The following is a 19,420-nucleotide window of genomic DNA, read 5'->3' as shown; positions in this document are numbered from 1 at the left end:
TGACCCGGTCCTCGGCGGACCGGGTCACCCCTTTCGGTGTCCGAAGGCGTCAGCGTTGCGGCGAGCCCGTCCTGCGGCCGCTCACTTCCACTGGAACGGCGCGTAGATGTCCATGCAGCTGGTGTCCGTGCCGTTGAGCACGTCGGCCGACTCCGGGACCGAACCGGCCTCGGGCGGCGCCTGCTGCGGGTACGTGGCGCCCTCGCGCCAGTCCGCGCCCACCACGACCGTGATCTTGGCTGCCGCGGCCGACTTCTGCACCGAGGTGCCCGGGATCCCGAGCGCCGCGGCGACGCTCTGGGCGTCGGCCGCCTGGGCGTCGGTGGCGTAGCGGACGACCGTCGCCTTCTCGGGGGTCAGCGCGCCGTCCGCCTTGGCCAGCGAGTACCCCTTGGCGACCAGCTCGCCGGCGATGGCCGTGGCCCGCTTGCCCACCGGCGCTGCCCCGACACCCGTGCCGTTGACCACCTGTACGGCGATCTTCGCGGGGTTGGAGGTCGGCGGCGAGGAGGACGTCTGCGGGGTCGGCTCGGTCGACGTGGCGGGGCCCGAGGGGTCTGCGCCGGGCTGGCCGCTCTCGGCCGGCGCCGGGTCGCCGTTCTTGTCCAGGGCGACGTCCTTGCGGAGCATCTCCCACACCTTGGGGGCGTCCGCGGGGTTGAGGATCAGCCGGTTCTCGTCGTTCGGAGCCTGCAGCACCGGGATCGTGGACGACGTGATGCGGTTGATCGGCACGTCCTTGAGCAGCAGCGCGAGGTCGAGGAGCTTCTTGACCGACCCGATCTCCTCCGACACCTTCAGCGCCTTCGTCGCCGCCTCCGCCAGGCCCGTGAGGCGGGGGAGGTCGGTGAAGGCGTTCTGGCTCTTGAGCCCGCGCATCATCGAGTTCATGTACATGTGCTGCGCCTTGGCCCGGCCCATGTCACTGCCGAAGGCATGCCGGGTGCGCAGCCACTGGAGCGCCTGCTGGCCTTGGACCTTGTGGGTGCCCGCGGTCAGCTTGAGGCCGGAACCGCCCGTCCCCGAACCGGGCTTCGACTGGTCGAAGACGTTCTGGTTGACGCAGACGTCGACGCCGCCGATGGCGTCGGCCATGCTCACGACACCGGTGAAGTCGATCAGCATCCAGTGGTCGATGTAGACGTTGGCCATCTTCTCCCAGGTGGCCAGGGTGCAGCCGGCGCCCCCGCGCGCGAAGCTCTCGTTGATCATCATCTTCGTGGCTTTGTACTTGGTGCCCGTCGCGGGATCGGTGCACTCCGGGATGTCCACGATGGTGTCGCGCGGAACGGTGGTGATCGAGGCGTTCTTCCGGTCGGCCGATATGTGGACCAGCATCTGCACGTCGGCCCGCACCGAGTCGCCGATCATGTCCCAGCCGCCGCCGAGCTTGGCGTTCGCCTCGTCGCGCAGGTCGGAGCCGAGCATCAGGATGTTGATCGGGCGCCGGCCCGCGGCGTCGGCCTCGCTCCGGGCGACGCCGCTGTCGCCGCTCAGGCGCTGGCCGCTGCGGATGTTGCCGTCGAGGTGGCGGTAGTAGAGGTAACCGGCCGCCGCCGTCCCGAGTATGAGCAGCGCCACGATGGAGGCCGTCCAGCGCAGTACGCGGCGCCGTCCCCGCCGGTTCGGCCGTCTGCCGCCCCCGCCACCGGCGCGGCGGCGGCCGGAGCCGGATCCGGACCTCGGCGCGGGTACGGCACTGGTGGCCGTCGGCCGGGTGCCGGCGCCGGATATGCCGTCGCCGGCCCGGCCCGGAGCCCCCTCCCCTTGCACGCTGCTGTGCCTCACGCGTCCCCCATCACGATCATTCTGTGTCGGTAGTGTGCCGGTCCGGCGGGTGCCGGCACGTCCTTTCGTGACCGCGGTGGACCGGCCGGCCCACCCGTCCGTCACTTGGCGCAGACTGCCTTGTCCGCCTCGACCCGCTGTACGCCTTCGGGAGCCTGCTGGGGCGCCGTCATGGAGACCCCCGCCCCCTTGAAGTCGGCGCCGAGCGTCAGCTTCATCGGCGTCCTGGGCGCGGCATCGGCCGTGCCCATCTTCAGTGCCGTCGCCGGCAGACCCATCATGTCCGCCAGCGCCCTGGCCTGATCGGCCTGGTTGGGAGCGTACTCAAGCTGTGTGGCGTCCACCTTGGCGGGCGCGTTGCCCAGGTTGCTGGACTTGGGCACTCCCTTGGTGTTCTGCAGCCAGTTCAGGGTGCCGGAGGCGGATCCGGCCGGGCCGCCGCCGTTGTAGACGTCCACCCGGACGTCCTTGGCGGCGGCGCGGGGGCCCTGCAGGAGGGCGTCCAGCTTGGCCTTCGCGTCGGCGGCCGCCGCGTCCTTCGCGGCCTGCTCCTTCTGCTCGACCTCCGTGAGGGAGACGTCTCCCCGGATCATCTGCAACAGGGGCTCGGCCTGAGCCTGGTTGACGACCACGGTGGCTTTGACCTTCTCCGCCGGATTGTCGAGCACCGGAAGCGTGGTGAAGGTGATGTTTTTGAGGTCTATGTTCTTCAACTCACCGGCAAGATCGGTAAGTTTTCCGATCGACCCTATCCCCGAATCCACGCTCAGCGACTTCGTGGCGGCTTCTGCCAGAGAGAAGAACTTCTTCGGACTCGTGAGCGTTTCCTTGGACTTCATCTCGCGCATCATCGAACTGAGGAACTGCTGCTGGGTCTTGATGCGGTCGAGATCGCTCTCGTTGCCGAAGGCGTGCCGGGTCCGTACGAAGGCCAGCGCCTGCTCGCCCGCCAGCCGGTGCTCGCCCGCCGTCAGCTTGAGTTTGGAGTCCCTGTCGTCGACGTCCTTGGCCACGCAGACCGGCACCCCGCCGACCGCGGTGCTCAGGTTCTTCACCGCGTTGAAGTCGGCCATCATGAAGTGGTCGACCTGGATCCCGGTGAGCTCCTTGACCGTGCGCATGGTGCAGCCCGGGTCGCGGCCCGCCTGCCCGAGGCTGGTGTTGAAGCGCGCCCCGCGCTCGCCGGGGATGTCCTTCGTCGAGCCGTCCGGCTGCTTCGTGGGGCAGACCGGCAGATCGGTGATCAGGTCGCGCGGGATGGACAGCGCCGTGGCGTTGGAGCGGTCCTTCGACACGTGGAAGAGGATCGTCGTATCGGCGTGGCCGACGCTGCCGGCGTCCCCGTACCCCTCGTTGCCCGCGCCGCTGCGCTTGTCCGTGCCGATGACCAGGATGTTGATCGGCTGGTCCTTCTTGAAACCGCCGCTGGTGCCCGCGTCGCCGACGTCGGTGATCTGGATGTTGCCGTTCAGGTGCTGGTAGTAGAGGTACCCCGCCACCGAGCCGCCGACCAGCAGCACCGCCAGCGTTCCACCGGTGATGGTCAGGGCCCGTTTGCGGCCGCCACCGCCGATCTTGCGCGAACGCCCGCCGCGGCGGCCGCCGGGCGGGCCGCCGTCACCGCGGCGCGGTCCGGGAACCGCGGGGGACGGGGCCGCGGGGGAGCGGGGGGGAACAGGAGTTCTGCGGGGCGCCGTGCGGGGGGCGGAGCGCTGCGAGGGCGCTTGCGCACCGGAATCCTCCAGTCGCAGCTCGTAGCTGCCGGTGCGGGGGTTGAGGACCCACTGGTCAGCGGGGTCGATCTCGTCGGCCCGTCCACGGCTCTGCGCATCCACGGTTAACTCGAATCCTCCGTCGGTGCTTCGCGACGCGCCTCCCCCAGGCGCCCGGTCAACGATCCGGCTGCTGGCGCGCGGCCTCTGTGCTGGCCGGGCGCCGGATCGCTCACCTTATCCGGACAGGTTCGCCGCAAACCATGCTGGTGATGAATTCCACGCACTTACAACGGGGCAATCGCCCCAACAAGCTCGGCCCGGACACCGGCTTTTGGGATTGCTTTACCGGCAGTCGGCCACACCGGCCGTCGTACCCGTGAAGGTGGGGACGGGCCCGGAGGGCTCCGCGGTTCCCGGGCGGTCCGCCTTGCCGTCGCCCGCGGCCACCTCCCTTTCCCCGCCCGGGGCCGTGGGCGTGCCCGTGGGGGTGGGGGCGGGCGGGGCGATGGTGAGCGGCTGGTCCGCACGCAGCCGCTGGAAGAGCTGGGTCGCGTCGGGTTCGCGTAGTTCGTCCCGGTTCGCGTCGGCCGCGTACGGCCTGCGCGGCACCGTGAGGAACTTGATCTGCTCGGTCGGGATGTCGCGTACGCCCCGGACCAGTTCGTACAGCCCGCGCAGCGAGGCCAGCCCCGGGTCGGTGGTCACCGCCGAGGTCGCCGCGTCCAGCAGCGGGTACAGCCGGGCCGGATTGAGCAGCACCCCGTTGCTCTGCACCTTCTTGACGAGCGAGCCGAGGAACAGCTGCTGGCGCTCCATCCGCTCGGTGTCGCTGCCGTTGCCCAGGCTGTGGCGGGCCCGTACGAAGCCCAGCGCCTGCTCGCCCTGCAGGGTCTGCCGGCCCGCCGGCAGCTTCAGCTTGGCCTCGGCGTCGTCCACCGGCCGCCGCAGGCACACCTCCACCCCGCCGATGGCGTCCACCATCTTCTTGAAGCCGCTGAAGTCCAGCACCATGTGGTGATCGACCCGGATCCCGGTCATCGCCTCCACCGTCCGGATCGTGCAGGCGGTCCCGCCCCACTCGAACGCCCAGTTGAACTGGGCGAACTGCTCCCTGGTCCGGCCGCCGTCCGGTTTCAGGCACGCGGGTATCTCGGCCATCAGGTCCCGCGGTATCGACACCGCCGTGGCGCTCTTCCGGTCCGCCGGCAGGTGCAGCAGGATCGTGGTGTCCGAGCGCTGGGTGCCCTCGTCCTGCCCGTACGGGGCGTTGCCCGCGCCGCTGCGGGAGTCGGAGCCGATCAGCAGGATGTTCTGCGCGCCGCCCCCCAGGTGGGCCGGGCGCTCCTTGTCGTAGCGCCGCAGCTCAGCGGCGGCGGAGGTGTCCTCGGCGATGTTCCCGTCGAGCTTGGAGTAGATCCACCAGCCCGTGCCCGCCCCGACGACGGCCAGCAGGCCGGTCCCGAGCCCGATCCAGCGCAGCAGACGGCGCCGCCTGCGGCCGTTCGGAGGCTTCTCGCCTCCGGCCGCATCGGTGCCGCCCGGTATGCCCGCGCTGTCCGTCACTCGCGTTCCGTCCCCTCACCCGAACCGGTACGGGCCGTACGGGTGAGTACGGCCTGTGCCGATCCTGCCCCCGGGTGATCGATGCGGCCCGGGGGCGCGGCCCTGTATAGGGCCATGTGGGTGACAAATCGCCCAGATCCGGCGTTGGGCGGTGTGGGTGACGGCGGGGGCGGCGGTGGGGTCGGCCGTGCGGGTGACGGCCGGCCCGGGTGGAGTCAGGCCGTGTGGGTGACCCGCTCGCTCTCGATCCGCTGGGCCAGAGCCGCGTCCGCCAGCCCCTCCGCGTTGCGGCACAGCACCACGGAGCCGCCCGTCGCCAGGGCCGCGTAGAGCCCGGCCGAGAGCCCCTCCCAGCTGTCGTAGCCCTGCCGGGACAGCACCCGGGCGCCCTCGCCGAAGCCGAGCTTCCCCGCGTCCTCGCGGGCCCGCTCGCAGATCCGCGCGTACGAGAGCTCCTCGCCGCCCACCACCAGGCCCGGCCCGTCCGCGTCCACGGGCTGGAAGGGTGCGAAGCGGTCGCCCTGCCCCGGCACCTCCACGGCGTAGTCGGCGAACCCGGCCGGCGGCTGCGGGAAGCGCCCGCCCAGCGGCCGCAGCGCGAGCGCCACCCGCTCACCGGAGCACGCGGCGGCCTCCTCCAGCGTGTCCGGACCGCTCACCACCAGATCGGCCCCGCCCGGATCCCCGCCCACCTCCACCACGACCCCGACCGAGGCGCAGGCGAGCAGCCACACGGCGCTCTGCCAGTGCGCCGGGAGCAGCAGCGCGAGCCGGTCGCCGGGCTCGGCGCCCAGGTCGCCCTGGAGCAGGTTGGCGGTCTTGGCCACCCAATTGGCGAAGGTGGCGACGGACAATTCGACGCGCTCGCCCGTGGCGTCGTCGTAGAAGGTGACGAGCGGGCGGCCGGGATCGGCGGCGAGCGCGGATCGCAGCAGGTCGGCAGGGGTGCGGTCAGTGGCATTCACGGACCTGAGCCTACGCGGCGCGGCCCGCGCCCCTCCTCCGTACGGCCGCAGCACGATCCCCCGTACGGAGGAGGGGTATCGGCGCCCGGACCGGACGGTACGTCAGTTCCCGGATGGCGCCCGCTGCCGCCAGTACTGAACATCCATTCCATGCGTGCACTCCTTGCTTCCTCCATCGGCGTCGCGACGGCTGCCGCACTGGCCCTGCCGCTCGCGCTCCCCTCCACGGCCCTCGCACACCCGGCAGCGGTCGTCGCGGGACCGGCCGCCCCTGAGACCCCGGCCGCCCCCGAGACCCCGGCCGTCCCCGCCGGATCCACCGAGTCCTTGCCGCTCGTCCCCGTCGGACCCGCGGCGGGCCGCGCCGCCGGGGTCCCCGGCATGAGCACCTCGCCCCGGCTGCCCGAGACGCGGGGCCTGCCGGCGCGCGAGGTCAGGACCTTCTCGCTGGTCGGCGTCGTCTGGGACGACGCCGGCGCCCACCTCGACGGCCGCGTCCAGGTCCGCACCCGATCGGTGGCCACCGCCGCCTGGTCCGACTGGCAGGACGTCGAAACCCACAACACCGAACACGCCGCCGACCCCGGCACGGCGGAACGGGGCACCGGCCGCACCCGCGGCAGCACCGCCCCCCTGTGGGTCGGAGAGTCCGACGGCATCGAGGTCCGCGTCCAGGCGGAACCGGGCGGCCACACGGAGGGCGGCGGCCTCCCGACGGGCCTGCGCATCGAACTGGTGGACCCGGGAGAATCCACCGGGGCCCCACAGGACGCCAAGAACGCCAATCCGTCCGAAGCGGCCGCCCCGGACCGCCTGTCGCCTGTCGACGACGACAAGGGAGAGATGGCCCTCCTCCCCGGCATGACCATGGAGATGGCCGAGTCCTCCTCCGCCAACGTCCCGATGGCCCCCCTCGGCGCCCACGAGATCCCCGCCCTCAACAAGGCCGACTCCACCGCCGACGCGGTCCTCGCCGACGGAGCGCTCGCGGCCGCCCCGTACATCGGCCCGCGCCCGAAGATCGTCACCCGGATGGGCTGGGGCGCGGACGAGAGCCTGCGCGAGAGCGGCTTCGTCTACACCAACACGGTCAAGGCCGCCTTCGTCCACCACACCGCCTCCGGCAACAACTACGCCTGCAAGGACGCCCCGGCGGTGCTGCGCAGCCTGTACCGCTACCACGTGGTCAGCAGCGGCTGGCGGGACATCGGCTACAACTTCGCCGTCGACAAGTGCGGCACCGTCTACGAGGGCCGGGCGGGCGGAGTCGCCAAGGCGGTGCTCGGTGCGCACACCATGGGCTTCAACACGGACAGCATGGGCATCGCGGTCATCGGCACCTTCGCCTCCACGGCTCCGCCCAAGGCGGCCGTCGACGCGGTGGCCCGCCTCACGGCCTGGAAGCTGGGCCTCTTCGGAGCCGACCCCCGCGGCAAGACCACCCTCCGCTCGGGCGGCGGCAACCTCTACGCGAAGGGCAGCAACGTCAGCCTGAACGTCATCTCGGGCCACCGCGACGGCTTCGCCACCGAATGCCCCGGCCGCCACCTCTACAGCCAACTCCCCCCCACCCGAACCGCCTCAGCCAAACTCCAGGGCCGCCCCTGAGGCCCCCTTCTCGACGCGGAACTCGCACCGCTCAGCGCTGGCGCGCTTCCCGGGCTCCGCCCCGCTGCGCCGGCCCCCTTCTCAACGCGGAGCTCGCACCGCTTCGCGGCTTCGCCCCGCTGCGCCGGCCCCCTTCTCAACGCGGAGCTCGCACCGCTTCGCGGCTTCGCCCCGCTGCGCCGGACTCCGTCCGGCGGTGGCGGGTCGGAGCCGGCGCCACCGCCGCGTGGCGCGGGTGCCGGTGGGCGGGCGCGGCTGGGTGGGCCCTGCGGGGCTGGGTCCCCTACCCACCCTTCGCCCGTTCCCCGGGACTCCGCCCCGGACCCCTTGCGCGCCCGCACCGCCCCCCGGGCTGCGCCCGGACCCGTTCCCCGGGCTGGGCCCGGACCGTCCCCCAGGCTGGGCCCGCACCGTGCCCTGGGCTGGGCCCGGACTGTCCCCCGGGCTGGCCCCGCACCGTCCCCCGGGCTGGGCCGGACCGTCCCCTGGGCTGGGCCCGGCCCCCGTGCCGGGGCTGCGCCCGCGCGGTTCCCATGTGGCCCGGACTCGCTGCCGGGTGCGACGCCGTTGCCGGGGCCAGCCCCCGGACCCCCGCTCCTCAAACGCCGGAGGGGCTGAGGGTGCCGGAGGGGCGCGCTGCGCGCACCTACAGGCTGACGCCAGCCAAATCCAGCCCCGCCGGCGTTTGAGGCGCGGGGTCTGGGGCGGAGCCCCAGGGGGTCCGGGCGCAGCCCGGCACCCCCTCCAGCCCGTCCGGCGCTTGAGGACCGGGGTCCGGGCAGCGCCCGGGGACACACCCAGCCCCGCCGGCGTTTGAGGCGCGGGTCCGGGCAGCGCCCGGGGAACGGTGGAAGGGCGGGTAGGGGACGGCCCCGCAGGGCTACGCTCAAGGACATGGCAGGCCGCTACGACCCCCTCACCCGCACCGCGATCCGCGGCGGCCGCACCCCGGTGCCCCCACCCCCCAGCGACCCCCACCGCCAGGCCCGGAGCACAGACGAGCCCCCCGACGAAGCCCAAGGCCAGCACCAGGGCCAGGGCCAGGGGCAGGGCCAGCACCAGCACCAGGGCCAGCACCAGGGCCAGCACCAGGGCCAGCACCAGGGCCAGGGCCAGCACCAGGGCCAGGGCCAGGGCCAGGGCCAGGGCCAGGGCCAGGGCCAGGGCCAGGGCCAGGGCCAAGGTCAGGGCCAAGGTCAGGGCCAGGGCCAGGGCCAGGGCCAGGGCCAGGGTCAGGGCCAGGGTCAGGGTCAGGGCCAGCACCAGGGCCAAGGCCAGGGCCAAGGCCAGGGCCAGGGCCAAGCCACAGGCGAGGCCCGGCCCCAGGCCCGAGGCCGGACATCACCCCACCCCGCCCACACCCCCCGCACCCGCTCCTGGACCCCACCCACCCCGGTGGACCTGGGCCTCACCCTCGGCCCCCTCAGACGCGGCCCCGCCGACCCCACCTTCCGCACAGCCCCCGGCACGGTCTGGCGAGCCACCCGCACCCCGGCCGGCCCCGCCACCCTGCGGGTGACTCAGGACGGGCCGGGGGTGACCGCCACCGCCTGGGGCCCCGGCGCCGACTGGATCCTCGACGGGCTGCCCGAGCTGCTCGGCTCCGCCGACGACCCCGCCGCCTTCGTGCCCCGCCACCGGCTCGTGCACGCCAGCCACCGCCGCCGCCCGGGCCTGCGCCTGACCCGCACCGGTCTGGTCCTGGAGTCCCTGATCCCGACGGTCCTGGAGCAGAAGGTCACCGCCGACGAGGCGTACCGCGCCTGGCGCCGCCTCGTACGCCAGTACGGAGAGCCGGCCCCGGGACCGACACCAGGCAACGGCCCCGAGCTCTACGTGATGCCCGACCCCCGCACCTGGGCCCTCATCCCGTCCTGGGACTGGCACAAGGCCGGCGTCGACGCCAAACGCTCCGCCACCATCGTCCGCGCGGCCCGCCTCGCCGCCCGCCTGGAGGAGGCCGCCGCCATGGAGCTCCCGGAGGCCACCGCCCGCCTGGAGGCGGTGCCCGGCATCGGCCCGTGGACCTCGGCGGAAACCCTCCAGCGCAGCAACGGCGCCCCCGACGCCGTCACCACCGGCGACCTCCACCTGCCGGGCATCATCGGCTACGCCCTGGCGGGCGACCGGGACGCGGACGACGCCGCGATGCTGGAGCTGCTCGCCCCGTACGCCGGCCAGCGCCACCGCGCGGCCCGCCTCGTCCTCCTGGCCGGCGTCACACCGCCCCGCCGTGCCCCCCGGATGCCCCGGGGCGACATCGGCAGGTTCTAGGGGGTGTCCCCGAGGCCCCGCCGGACCTCACCGCACCTCGATGAACTCCTCCGCGCCCCGCGCCGCCCGCTCCGCCGGAGCGGCCGCGGCGTGCCCCACGGCCACCGCGCCCATCGGGTCCCAGTCCTCCGGGAGCCCGAGCACCTTGCGCACCACGTCGCGGCAGAACATCGTCGAGGACACCCACGCGGAGCCCAGCCGTTCCCCGGCCAGCGCGACCAGGAAGTTCTGCACGCCCGCGCCCATGGCGACGACGAACATCTCCCGTTCCGCCGCGTCCCGGCGCGCGTGCCCGTAGTCGTGCGCGCCGTCCGTGACCAGGCAGGGCACCACCAGGTAGGGCGCGGCCCGCAGGACGTCGCCCCGCCGGACCCGCTTCGCGATGGACTCCTCGGACTTGCCGTCCCGCCGCAGGTCCTCGATCCAGGCGTCCCGCATCGCGTCCAGCAGTTCCAGCCGCGCGCCCGCCGATTCGAGCAGGACGAACCGCCACGGCGTGGTGTGGTGCGGGGCCGGGGCGGTGACGGCCGCCGCCACCGCGCGCCGGACCGCGCCGGGGTCGACGGGCTCCGAGGTGAAGGCCCGTACGGTACGCCGCTGCGTCACGGCTTCCCGTACCGCCTCCGAGGTGCCCAGCCGGAACATGTCGTCGGCGGGCGAGCGGACCAGGTCGGCCGCCGAGGACCCCTCGCCCAGTACGTGTTCCAGCCCGCGCACGATCGCCACCGGCAGGCCCCGGGCCTTGCCCTTGACCAGGTCGCCGGCGGCGGCCAGCTCGTCGGCGGTCGCGACGACCGTCGCACTCAGCGGGTTCCCGTGGGCGTCGGTGCCCCCGCGCAGGTCGTCCAGGACGTGCACGCCGGCCGCGCCGATCGCCACGTCGGTGAGCCCGGTGCGCCAGGGCCGCCCGAAGGTGTCGGTCACGATGATGCCCACGTCGACCGCGCACAGCTCCCGCAGCCGGGCCCGGATCGCGGCGGCCGAGGCGTCGGGGTCCTCGGGCAGCAGCAGGACGGTGCCGGCCTCGGTGTTCGAGGCGTCGACCCCGGCCGCGGCCATGACCAGCCCCTGCCGGTTCTCCACGATGCGCAGCGTCCCGCGGCGCGCGACGACCCGTACGGTCTCGGCGTCTATGGCCTCCTCGCGGGAATCGGCGCGGACGATCCGGCCCTCCGCCTTGGAGACGATCTTCGAGGTGACGAGCAGGACGTCCCCGTCGCGCAGCCGCGTGCCGGTGCCACCGCTGCCGGTCCCGAAGTCGGTTCCGATGTCGGTCGCGGCGGCGATCAGCGCCGCCAGGTCGTCCCCGGGCCGTACCTCGGGAATCCCGCGGACGGCCTGCACCAGGAACTGGCACGGGTACTCCTCGTCGGTCACCCGGTCCTCGCCGGTCACCCGGTCCTCGTCGGTCACCGCGAGGCCTCCGCCAGTTCCAGCGCGGCCCGCGCCATCTCCGCCGTGGCGGCCAGGTCGGTCATCATCAGCGGTACCGCCCGGCAGGTGATGCCGGCGGCCTCCACCGCGGCGACGGCGTCCGCGTCGGCCGTGTCGACGAGCCAGCCGTCGAGCAGCTCGGTGCCGTAGTGCAGGGCGACGGCGGTGGCGGTGGACTCGACGCCGACGGCGGCCAGCACCTTGTCGGCCATCCCGCGCACGGGAGCGCCCCCGACGATGGGGGAGAGGCCGACCACGGGCGCCGCGGCGGCGGCCACGGCCTCGCGGATGCCGGGTACGGCGAGGATGGTCCCCACCGACACCACGGGGTTGGACGGCGGGAAAAGGATCACGTCGGCGGCCGCGATGGCCTCCAGGACGCCGGGCGCGGGCTTGGCCTGTTCGGCACCCACGGGTACGACGGCCTCGGCGTCCACCGCGGCACGCATCCGGACCCAGTACTCCTGGAAGTGGATGACCCGGCGCTCGCCGCTCTGCGAGTCGGTGATCGCGACGTGGGTCTCGACCCGGTCGTCGGACATGGGGAGCAGCCGGACCCCGGGCTGCCAGCGGTCGCAGAGGGCTTCGGTGACGGCGCTGAGCGGGTAGCCCGCACCGAGCATCTGCGTACGGACGATGTGGGTGGCGAAGTCGCGGTCGCCGAGGCCGAACCAGGTCGGTCCGACCCCGTACGCGGCGAGTTCCTCCTTGACGGTGAAGGACTCGTCGGTGCGGCCCCAACCCTGGTCCTCGTTGATGCCACCGCCGAGGGTGTACATCACGGTGTCCAGGTCGGGGCAGACCTTGAGTCCGAACAGGTGAATGTCGTCACCGGTGTTGCCGATGACCGTGATGTCCGCGTCGGGAACGGCGGACTGGAGACCTCGGAGGAAACGGGCGCCGCCGATGCCGCCGGCCAGTACAACAATGCGCATGCAGACAGTCTGTCAGCCGCAGGCTGGCCGCTGAGGGGCGGTGGTCGGCGGGGGCACCTCCCAGCGGTAGCTGGGGGAGGGTGGGACTGTCAGGCGGCGTGCGGGTCAGACGGAGAGGGCCTCGGGCCGGGCCGGAGAGCAGCTGTGCATCGGCATCTCGGTCAGGCCGGGGAAGTACACGTGCAGGCTGACGGCCCCGTCGAGGCTGTCGTTCTGCACCTCGTGGGCGTAGCCGGGGGCGAAGACGCGCTGGGAGCCGGCGCCGAGGGCGAGCGGGCCGCGGGCGGTGTGCTCGGTGAGCTCGCCCTCCAGGACGGTCAGCACGCCGGAGGAAGCGCCGTGGTCGTGGAGGCCGCTGCCCTGGCCGGGGACCCAGCTGAGCAGCCAGACCTCGTAGCCGGGGCCGGTGCGCAGCCGGTGGTACCAGCGGCTCGTGGCGTCGTACTGGACCAGGTGCTCCCATGCGGAGCGGTCGGCGGCGATGGAACGCGCGAGGCCCACGAACTCGGCGACGGTGGCCGGGTGCTCGCGGGCGGGCTGCAGGAGGTGCTGTACGGAGAGGATGTCGCCGGCGATCTGGAGGTCGCTCTCGACGCGCGCCGGGGCGAGGGCCTCGGCGACGGCGGTGGTGGGGGCGGCGTTCAGGGTGCTGGTGCTGTTCATCGGGGGGTTCCTCGACGGATGTCAGTCGTGCGGCGGTTGCTGTGGGGGGCGAGCTGGAGCTCAGGGGAGCCGGAGCTCCCGAGGCATCAACAGCTGCAACAGCAACAGCGAACCTGGGCAGCGCACAGGAACCCACGAATGGGGGTCCGGGTGGCGGCTGAGGGCGCTGACATGGCTACAAGAAGACCCGCTGGGGGGTCGGACTGTCAACCCAATGTCCGATTTGATAGAAAAGTTTCACCTCATCCGGTTAACGTGCCCGGAGAAAGGTTTGTGCAGTCGGTACCAGGGGATGTGGCGCTGCGAGTCGCGCTGCAGACCGCTGTGGCGGCTCTCAAACCCGTAAAGCCGTGCGATGTCCCTCTGTGGCTGAAATGTGATCTGCGCCGCTTCTTCGGCTGGATCGGAACCCCACCACAGAGTGACGCGTCGACTACGGGGGAGAGGGTCCCACATGTGACACGTGTGGCATGTGTCACGATTTTTGGCGATATGAACACTTTCTGCATAGGCTTGGTTCCGCAGAGTGAATAAGGGGCCCAATAGCAGATCTCGGCTTGACTGCGCTGGAGCCCCGCACTTGTAATTTCACTCGTGTCGTTACGTAGCGATGAGTGACGGCATGACCACGGGGACGCACAGACAGAGCGAGGGGCGCACATGACCGAGCTGGTTCAGGAACTGCTGGTCGAGGAGGCGGACGAAGAGCTCGGTTGGCAGGAGCGAGCTCTCTGCGCCCAGACCGACCCCGAATCCTTCTTTCCCGAGAAGGGCGGCTCGACCCGCGAGGCCAAGAAGGTCTGCCTCGCCTGCGAGGTCCGCTCCGAATGCCTCGAGTACGCCCTCGCCAACGACGAGCGATTCGGCATCTGGGGCGGCCTGTCCGAGCGCGAGCGGCGACGCCTGAAGAAGGCCGCCGTCTGAAGCGCCCACGGCGCGCACCGAACGGCGCCCACGGCAGGGCTCGCGGCACGGCCCGCGGAGGGTCCCGCAGAACGGCCCGCGGCACGGCCCACGACATATCCGGCGGCCCACCCGAAGGCATAGCCGCCCGTGCACCCGGCCTCACGCACGGCAGCGACCGCAGGGCGCACACCGGCACAAGAAGTACAAACCGCAGTACGGCGAACAGCGCGAGCCGCACGGCGAAGAGCAGAGCAAACGGTCCGCCTCCCGCACCTTCCCCGCAGGAGGCGGACCGCTGTGTTCCCAGCCGTTAGGGTGGGGCGCTGTCCAGCAGCCTCCGAGGGCACACCACCCCCGGACCCCCGGCCGGAGGGCCCGTACCGCGATGTCCCTGCACAGCCAGTCGAGCGCCTCCTACCAGGCTGCCGCCGCACCAGAGTTCCCCCGGCACGTCGTCACCGCGGTCCTCGTCGCCCACGACGGCTCCCGCTGGCTGCCCCGGACCCTCGCCGGACTCCTCGGCCAGGAACGCCCCGCCCAGAACCTCGTCGCCGCCGACACCGGCAGCGCCGACGACTCCGCGCGCCTGCTCGGCGAGGCCCTCGGTGAGGACCGCGTCCTGCACCTCGCCCGCCGCACCGGCTTCGGCGCCGCCGTCGACGAGGCCGTCCGCACCGCCGGCACCCTGACCCCCGAGGAACTCCCGTACCTCAAGCGCCCCTCCGGCTGGGATCCCGTCAGCCGCACCTGGCGCGACGACAACTACGACCTCCCCGAGCTGCCCCACGGCGAACCCGTCCAGTGGCTCTGGCTGCTCCACGACGACTGCGCACCCGAGCCCGACGCCCTCGCCGAACTGCTGCGCGTCGCCGACGAGAACCCCGACGCCGCCGTCATCGGCCCCAAGCTGCGCGGCTGGTACGACAAGAAGCAGCTCCTCGAAGTCGGCGTCACCATCGCCCGCAGCGGCCGCCGCTGGACCGGCCTCGACCGGCGCGAACAGGACCAGGGCCAGCACGACCAGGTCCAGCCCGTCCTCTCCGTCTCCAGCGCCGGCATGCTCATCCGCCGCGACGTGTACGACGCCCTCGGCGGCTTCGACCGCCGGCTGCCCCTCATGCGCGACGACGTCGACCTGTGCTGGCGCGTCCAGAGCGCCGGCCACAGCGTCCTCATCGCCCCCGACGCCGTCCTGCGGCACGCCGAGGCCTCCGCCCGCGAACGCCGCACCGTCGACTGCGTCGGCCGCTCCGCAGCCAGCCCGCACCGCGTCGACAAGGCCGGCGCCGTCTACACCCTGCTGGCCAACAGCTCCGGCCGGGCCCTCCCGTACGTCCTGCTGCGCATCCTCTTCGGCACCGTCCTGCGGACCCTCGCCTACCTCGTCGGCAAGGCCCCCGGACAGGCCGTCGACGAGATCACCGGCCTCCTCGCCACCCTGCTCCGCCCCGGCCGGATCCTCGGAGCCCGCCGCCGCAGGGGCCGCGCCGCCGTCCCCGCCAAGGAACTGCGCCCCCTCTTCCCGCCGCCCGGCGCCAGCCTGCGCGCCAACGCCGAACAGCTCGCCGGCTACTTCGGCGCCGACGCCGACAGCGAGAGCGCCGCCGCCGGCCGGCACGGCGGAGCCGTCGAATCGGGACCCGGCGGGGACGACGCCGACTACCTGGAGATCGAACAGTTCGCGCGCCTCAAGCGGATCGCCCGCAAGCCCGCGCCCGTCCTCTTCGGCCTCCTCCTGCTCGTCTCCCTCATCGCCTGCCGCTCCCTCCTCGGCGGCGGCTCCCTGATGGGCGGAGCCCTGCTCCCCGCCCCCGACGGCGGACTCGACCTCTGGCGCGTCTACGCCGACGACTGGCAGCCCGTCGGCACCGGCACCACCGCCGGGGGGCCGCCCTACCTCGCCGTCCTCGGCGCCCTGGCCACCCTGCTCCTCGGCTCCACCGACACCGCCCTGACCCTGCTGCTCGTCTGCTCGGTCCCGCTCGCCGGACTCACCGCCTACTTCGCCTCCCGGCCCCTGGTGGAATCCCGGCTGCTGCGCGCCTGGGCCGCCGTCGCCTACGCCTTCCTCCCCGCCGTCACCGGAGCCCTGGCCGGCGGCCGCCTCGGCACCGCCGTCCTCGCGATCCTGCTCCCGCTCATCGCCCGCTCCGCCGTCGCCGCCTTCGGATTCGGCGAGGGGGAGGGCAGCTGGCGCTCCACCTGGACCTACACCCTCCTGCTGACCCTGGCCACCGCCTTCACCCCCGTCGTCTGGCCGCTCGCCGCCCTCCTCGGAGCCGCCGCGCTGGTCCTGCGCCGCGCGCACTGGAAGACGTACGGCCCCCGCCTCCTCGCGACGCTCGGCGTCCCCCTCCTCGTCCTCGCCCCCTGGTCGCTGAGCCTGCTCACCCAGCCCGGCGCCTTCCTGCGCGAGGCCGGACTGCCCTACGGAGCCGGCTCGGCCACCGCCCTGGACCTGCTCGGCATCAGCCCCGGCGGCCCCCGCACCGCCGGCGGCCTGATCCTCCTCGGCGTCGTCCTCGCCGCCCTGGCCGCGCTGCTGCGCGCCGACCGGCAGTTCGCCGTACGCACCGCCTGGGCCACCGCGCTCGCCGCGCTCGTCCTGGCCGTCCTCGTCAACCGCACCACCTGGGCCGGCCCCGCCACCCTCGTCTACGGACTCGCCCTGCTGGCCGCCGCCGTCATCGGCGCCGACGGGGCCAAGGAGCGCGTGGCCGCCCGCAGCTTCGGCTGGCGCCAGCCCCTCGCAGCCCTGATCGCGCTCGCCGCCGCCGTCGGTCCGCTCGTCGGCGCCGCCGGCTGGATGCTCAGCGGAGCCGCCGGACCGCTGGAGCGCCGCGACCCCGTCCAGGTCCCCGCCTTCGTCGCCGAGGAGAGCGGCAACCGCGACCAGGCCCGCACCCTCGTCATCGGCGCGGACTCCCCGGCCGCCCTCTCCTACAGCCTGGTCCGCGGCTCCGGCGGCCGCCTCGGCGACGCCGAACTCGCCGCCGGGGCCGGCAGCGACGCCCGCCTCGACAAGGTCGTCTCCAGCCTCGTCGCCGGCTCCGGCGCCGACCAGACCGACCAGCTCGGCGGCTTCGCCATCCGCTACGTCCTCGTCCGCGACGGCGCCCCGCAGGAGATCGGCCGCGTCCTGGACGCCACCCCCGGCCTCAGCCGCCTCAGCAAGCTCGAAGGCAGCGCCCTGTGGCGCGTCGACCGGCAGGTCGCCCGCGCCGTCATCGTCTCCGGCAAGCCCGGCGAGGCACCCATCCCGGTCGCCTCCGGCCCCGTCGAGGCGCACACCAAGATCCCGGCGGGCGAGGCCGGCCGCGTCCTGCGCATCGCCGACCAGGCCGGCCCCGGCTGGCGGGCCACCCTCGACGGCAAGCCGCTCAAGGCCAAGACCCTCGACGGCTGGGCCCAGGGCTTCGAACTCCCCGCGGACGCCGGCCGGCTCGACCTCGTCCACGAGGACTCCCTCACCAGGACCGCCTGGCACTGGGCCCAGGGCCTGCTCGCCCTGGTGCTCCTGGTGATGGCCCTGCCGGGCCGCCGCGCCCGCCTCGACGACGACCTGCCCGAGGAGGAGGCCCCCGCGGAGGAGGCCGGCGAGGGCCGCCGGGCCCGCCGCCTGCGCGAGCAGTCCGAGCCCGAGGCCCCGGCCGGGCCCGCCCCGGCCGAGGCCGCCGTCGCCGCCGACCCGTACGCGCAGATCCCGGCGCAGCAGCCGTACGGCGCGGACGCGTACGGCGAGGACGCCTACGCCTACCAGCAGCCGGCGTACGGGGACCAGAGCGGCGGCTACGCCTACGGCGGCCAGGAACAGCAGCCGCAGCAGCAGCCGCAGCAGCCGCAGCAGCCGCAGCAGCAGTACGACGCCTACCCGTACGAGCAGCAGCAGTACACCGGCCGGCAGGACACCCCCTACGAGCAGCCGTACCAGGCCGGACCGCCGTACGAGCAGCCGTACCCGCCCTACCAGCAGCAGCACCCCGAGGCCCAGGACGGGTACGACGGGTACGACACCTACGGCCAGCACGACGGACAGCAGGACGGGCAGTACGCCCCGCGTCCGGACGGGAGCCCCCAGCAGTGAAGCAGCGCGTACCCCTCACGCTCGCCGCGGTGACGGCCGCCCTGGCCGCCGTCACCGGCCTCGCCACCCTGACCGCACCGGCCGCCGACGGGGCCTCCGGCACCGCGGGCAAGTCCGCGGCCCGGATGCCGGTCGAGCGGTCCCTGCTCGTGTGCCCCGCACCCAGCACCTCCGACATCGCCGAGACCCTGTACACGGCGATCACCCCCGGCGCGGCCGCCGCGGGCGGCACCGGCACGGCCCGGCTGCTGGGCGCCACCAAGGAGGCCAAGCCCGTCCTGGAACTCAAGGAGCCCGGCAAGCCCGTGGGCGCCAAGGCCTCCGGCGCCGAGGCCCCTGCGCTCAGCGGCGTCGCCGACGGGTTCCTCGCCCCCGGCTGGAGCGCGCAGCAGACCACCGTGGTCTCGGTCGGCCGCACCCGCGGCCTGCTGGGCGTGGGCTGCACCGCGCCCGGCACCGACTTCTGGTTCCCCGGCGTGAGCACCGCCAAGGGCCGCGAGGACTACGTCCACCTCACCAACCCCGACGACGGCGCGGCCGTGGTGGACATCAAGCTGTTCGGCCCCGACGGCGTGGTCAAGGCCGAAGCGGGCACCAGCGAGAACATCCGCATCGACCCGAAGTCCAGCAAGGCCATCTCGCTGGCCTCCCTCGCCCCCGGCGCACAGCTCGCGGACGTCACCGCCCACGTGACCACCCGCGCGGGCCGCGTCGGAGCCACCGCCCAGGCGGGCGAGGAGGGCGTCGGCTCCGACTGGCTGCCCGCCTCCGTGGACCCGGCGGGCACCCTGGTCCTGCCCGGCATCCCCGCGGACGCCACCTCCGTACGGCTCGTCGCCTTCGCCCCCGGCGAGGAGGACGCGGACCTCAAGGTGAAGCTGGCCGGGCCGACCGGCTCGATCAGCCCCGCGGGCAGCGAGCAGCTCCACGTCAAGGCCGGCATGACCGCGAGCCTCGACCTCAAGGACGTCACCCGCGGCGAACCGGGCTCCCTCGTCCTGTCCCCGGCCGACGGCAAGAAGGCCGTCCCCGTGGTCGCCGCCCTGAGGGTGGTCCGCGGCAGCGGAGCCAAGCAGGAGACCGGCTTCATCCAGGCCGCCGCCCCCGTCGGCACGCGGGCGACCGTCGCGGACAACCGCCCCGAGGAGAACGCGACCCTCCTCTCCCTGACGGCCCCGCCCGGAGCCGACGCCACGGTCAAGGTGACGGCCTCGCCGGGCACCGAGGGCGGCGAGGCGGCCTCCCAGGACGTCACGGTCAAGGGAGGCACCACCCAGACCGTCACCCTCGCCCCGACGGGCGGCAAGGGCGCCTACGCCCTCACGGTGGAAACCGTCTCCGGCGGCCCCGTCCACGCCGCCCGCACCCTGACGATCCCGCGCGACGGCATCCCCATGTTCACCGTCCAGACCCTCACGGACGACCACTCCACGGTCTCCGTCCCCAAGGCCTCCCAGGACCTCTCGGTCCTGACCCAGTAGCGCC

At 73.6% G+C, this 19,420-nt stretch carries 12 protein-coding genes; 5 read left to right on the top strand and 7 right to left on the bottom strand.

The features are described from left to right. Window positions 1-81: 81 nt before the first annotated feature. From NLX94_RS36565 to NLX94_RS36550, 4 genes are all read right to left on the bottom strand, one after another. Entirely contained in the window at window positions 82-1,788 is a 1,707-nt protein-coding gene (locus tag NLX94_RS36565; protein ID WP_254387586.1) for an LCP family protein, read from the bottom strand. 101 nt (window positions 1,789-1,889) lie between these two features. Next, window positions 1,890-3,623, bottom strand: coding sequence for an LCP family protein (locus NLX94_RS36560; protein WP_254387585.1), 1,734 nt, complete (start codon window positions 3,621-3,623; stop codon window positions 1,890-1,892). Window positions 3,624-3,845: 222 nt separating this feature from the next. Further along, window positions 3,846-5,066, bottom strand: a complete 1,221-nt coding sequence (locus NLX94_RS36555) for an LCP family protein (protein WP_254387584.1) — start codon at window positions 5,064-5,066, stop codon at window positions 3,846-3,848. A gap of 215 nt (window positions 5,067-5,281) precedes the next feature. Beyond that, entirely contained in the window at window positions 5,282-6,031 is a 750-nt protein-coding gene (locus NLX94_RS36550; RefSeq protein ID WP_254387583.1) for a TIGR03089 family protein, read from the bottom strand. Between the two features lie 150 nt (window positions 6,032-6,181). On the opposite strand from NLX94_RS36550, the gene NLX94_RS36545 reads away from it, so the two are divergent. Continuing rightward, window positions 6,182-7,639 (top strand): peptidoglycan recognition protein, encoded by a 1,458-nt coding sequence (locus NLX94_RS36545; RefSeq protein ID WP_254387582.1) that lies wholly within the window; start codon window positions 6,182-6,184, stop codon window positions 7,637-7,639. A gap of 1,395 nt (window positions 7,640-9,034) precedes the next feature. Continuing rightward, a complete protein-coding gene (locus NLX94_RS36540) occupies window positions 9,035-9,913 on the top strand; it encodes a DNA-3-methyladenine glycosylase 2 family protein (protein ID WP_254387643.1) in 879 nt (292 codons plus the stop codon). A 27-nt stretch (window positions 9,914-9,940) separates the two neighbouring features. Here NLX94_RS36540 and NLX94_RS36535 read toward each other — a convergent pair whose 3' ends face one another. The 3 genes from NLX94_RS36535 to NLX94_RS36525 all read right to left on the bottom strand — a co-directional run bounded on the left by NLX94_RS36535 (window position 9,941) and on the right by NLX94_RS36525 (window position 12,945). After that, window positions 9,941-11,290 carry a coenzyme F420-0:L-glutamate ligase gene (locus tag NLX94_RS36535; protein ID WP_254387642.1) on the bottom strand — a complete coding sequence of 450 codons (1,350 nt, stop codon included), beginning with the start codon at window positions 11,288-11,290 and terminating at the stop codon, window positions 9,941-9,943. 32 nt (window positions 11,291-11,322) lie between these two features. Further along, window positions 11,323-12,282, bottom strand: coding sequence for a 2-phospho-L-lactate transferase (cofD, locus tag NLX94_RS36530; RefSeq protein ID WP_254387581.1), 960 nt, complete (start codon window positions 12,280-12,282; stop codon window positions 11,323-11,325). A 105-nt stretch (window positions 12,283-12,387) separates the two neighbouring features. After that, window positions 12,388-12,945 (bottom strand): cysteine dioxygenase family protein, encoded by a 558-nt coding sequence (locus tag NLX94_RS36525; protein ID WP_254387580.1) that lies wholly within the window; start codon window positions 12,943-12,945, stop codon window positions 12,388-12,390. A gap of 660 nt (window positions 12,946-13,605) precedes the next feature. Here NLX94_RS36525 and NLX94_RS36520 point away from each other — a divergent pair. From NLX94_RS36520 to NLX94_RS36510, 3 genes are all read left to right on the top strand, one after another. Then, entirely contained in the window at window positions 13,606-13,869 is a 264-nt protein-coding gene (locus tag NLX94_RS36520; RefSeq protein WP_112450237.1) for a WhiB family transcriptional regulator, read from the top strand. A 367-nt stretch (window positions 13,870-14,236) separates the two neighbouring features. Further along, a complete protein-coding gene (locus tag NLX94_RS36515; protein ID WP_254387579.1) occupies window positions 14,237-17,935 on the top strand; it encodes a glycosyltransferase family 2 protein in 3,699 nt (1,232 codons plus the stop codon). Beyond that, complete coding sequence (locus tag NLX94_RS36510; protein ID WP_254387578.1) at window positions 17,932-19,416, top strand: DUF5719 family protein; 1,485 nt, start codon at window positions 17,932-17,934, stop codon at window positions 19,414-19,416. Before NLX94_RS36515 ends, NLX94_RS36510 begins: the two co-directional genes overlap by 4 nt. Window positions 19,417-19,420 lie beyond the last annotated feature (4 nt).

The organism is Streptomyces sp. TBY4, from assembly GCF_024213195.1.
Lineage (GTDB): Bacteria > Actinomycetota > Actinomycetes > Streptomycetales > Streptomycetaceae > Streptomyces.
Note: the sequence above shows the minus strand (reverse complement) of the source record. Positions and strands in the feature narration are given on the sequence as shown.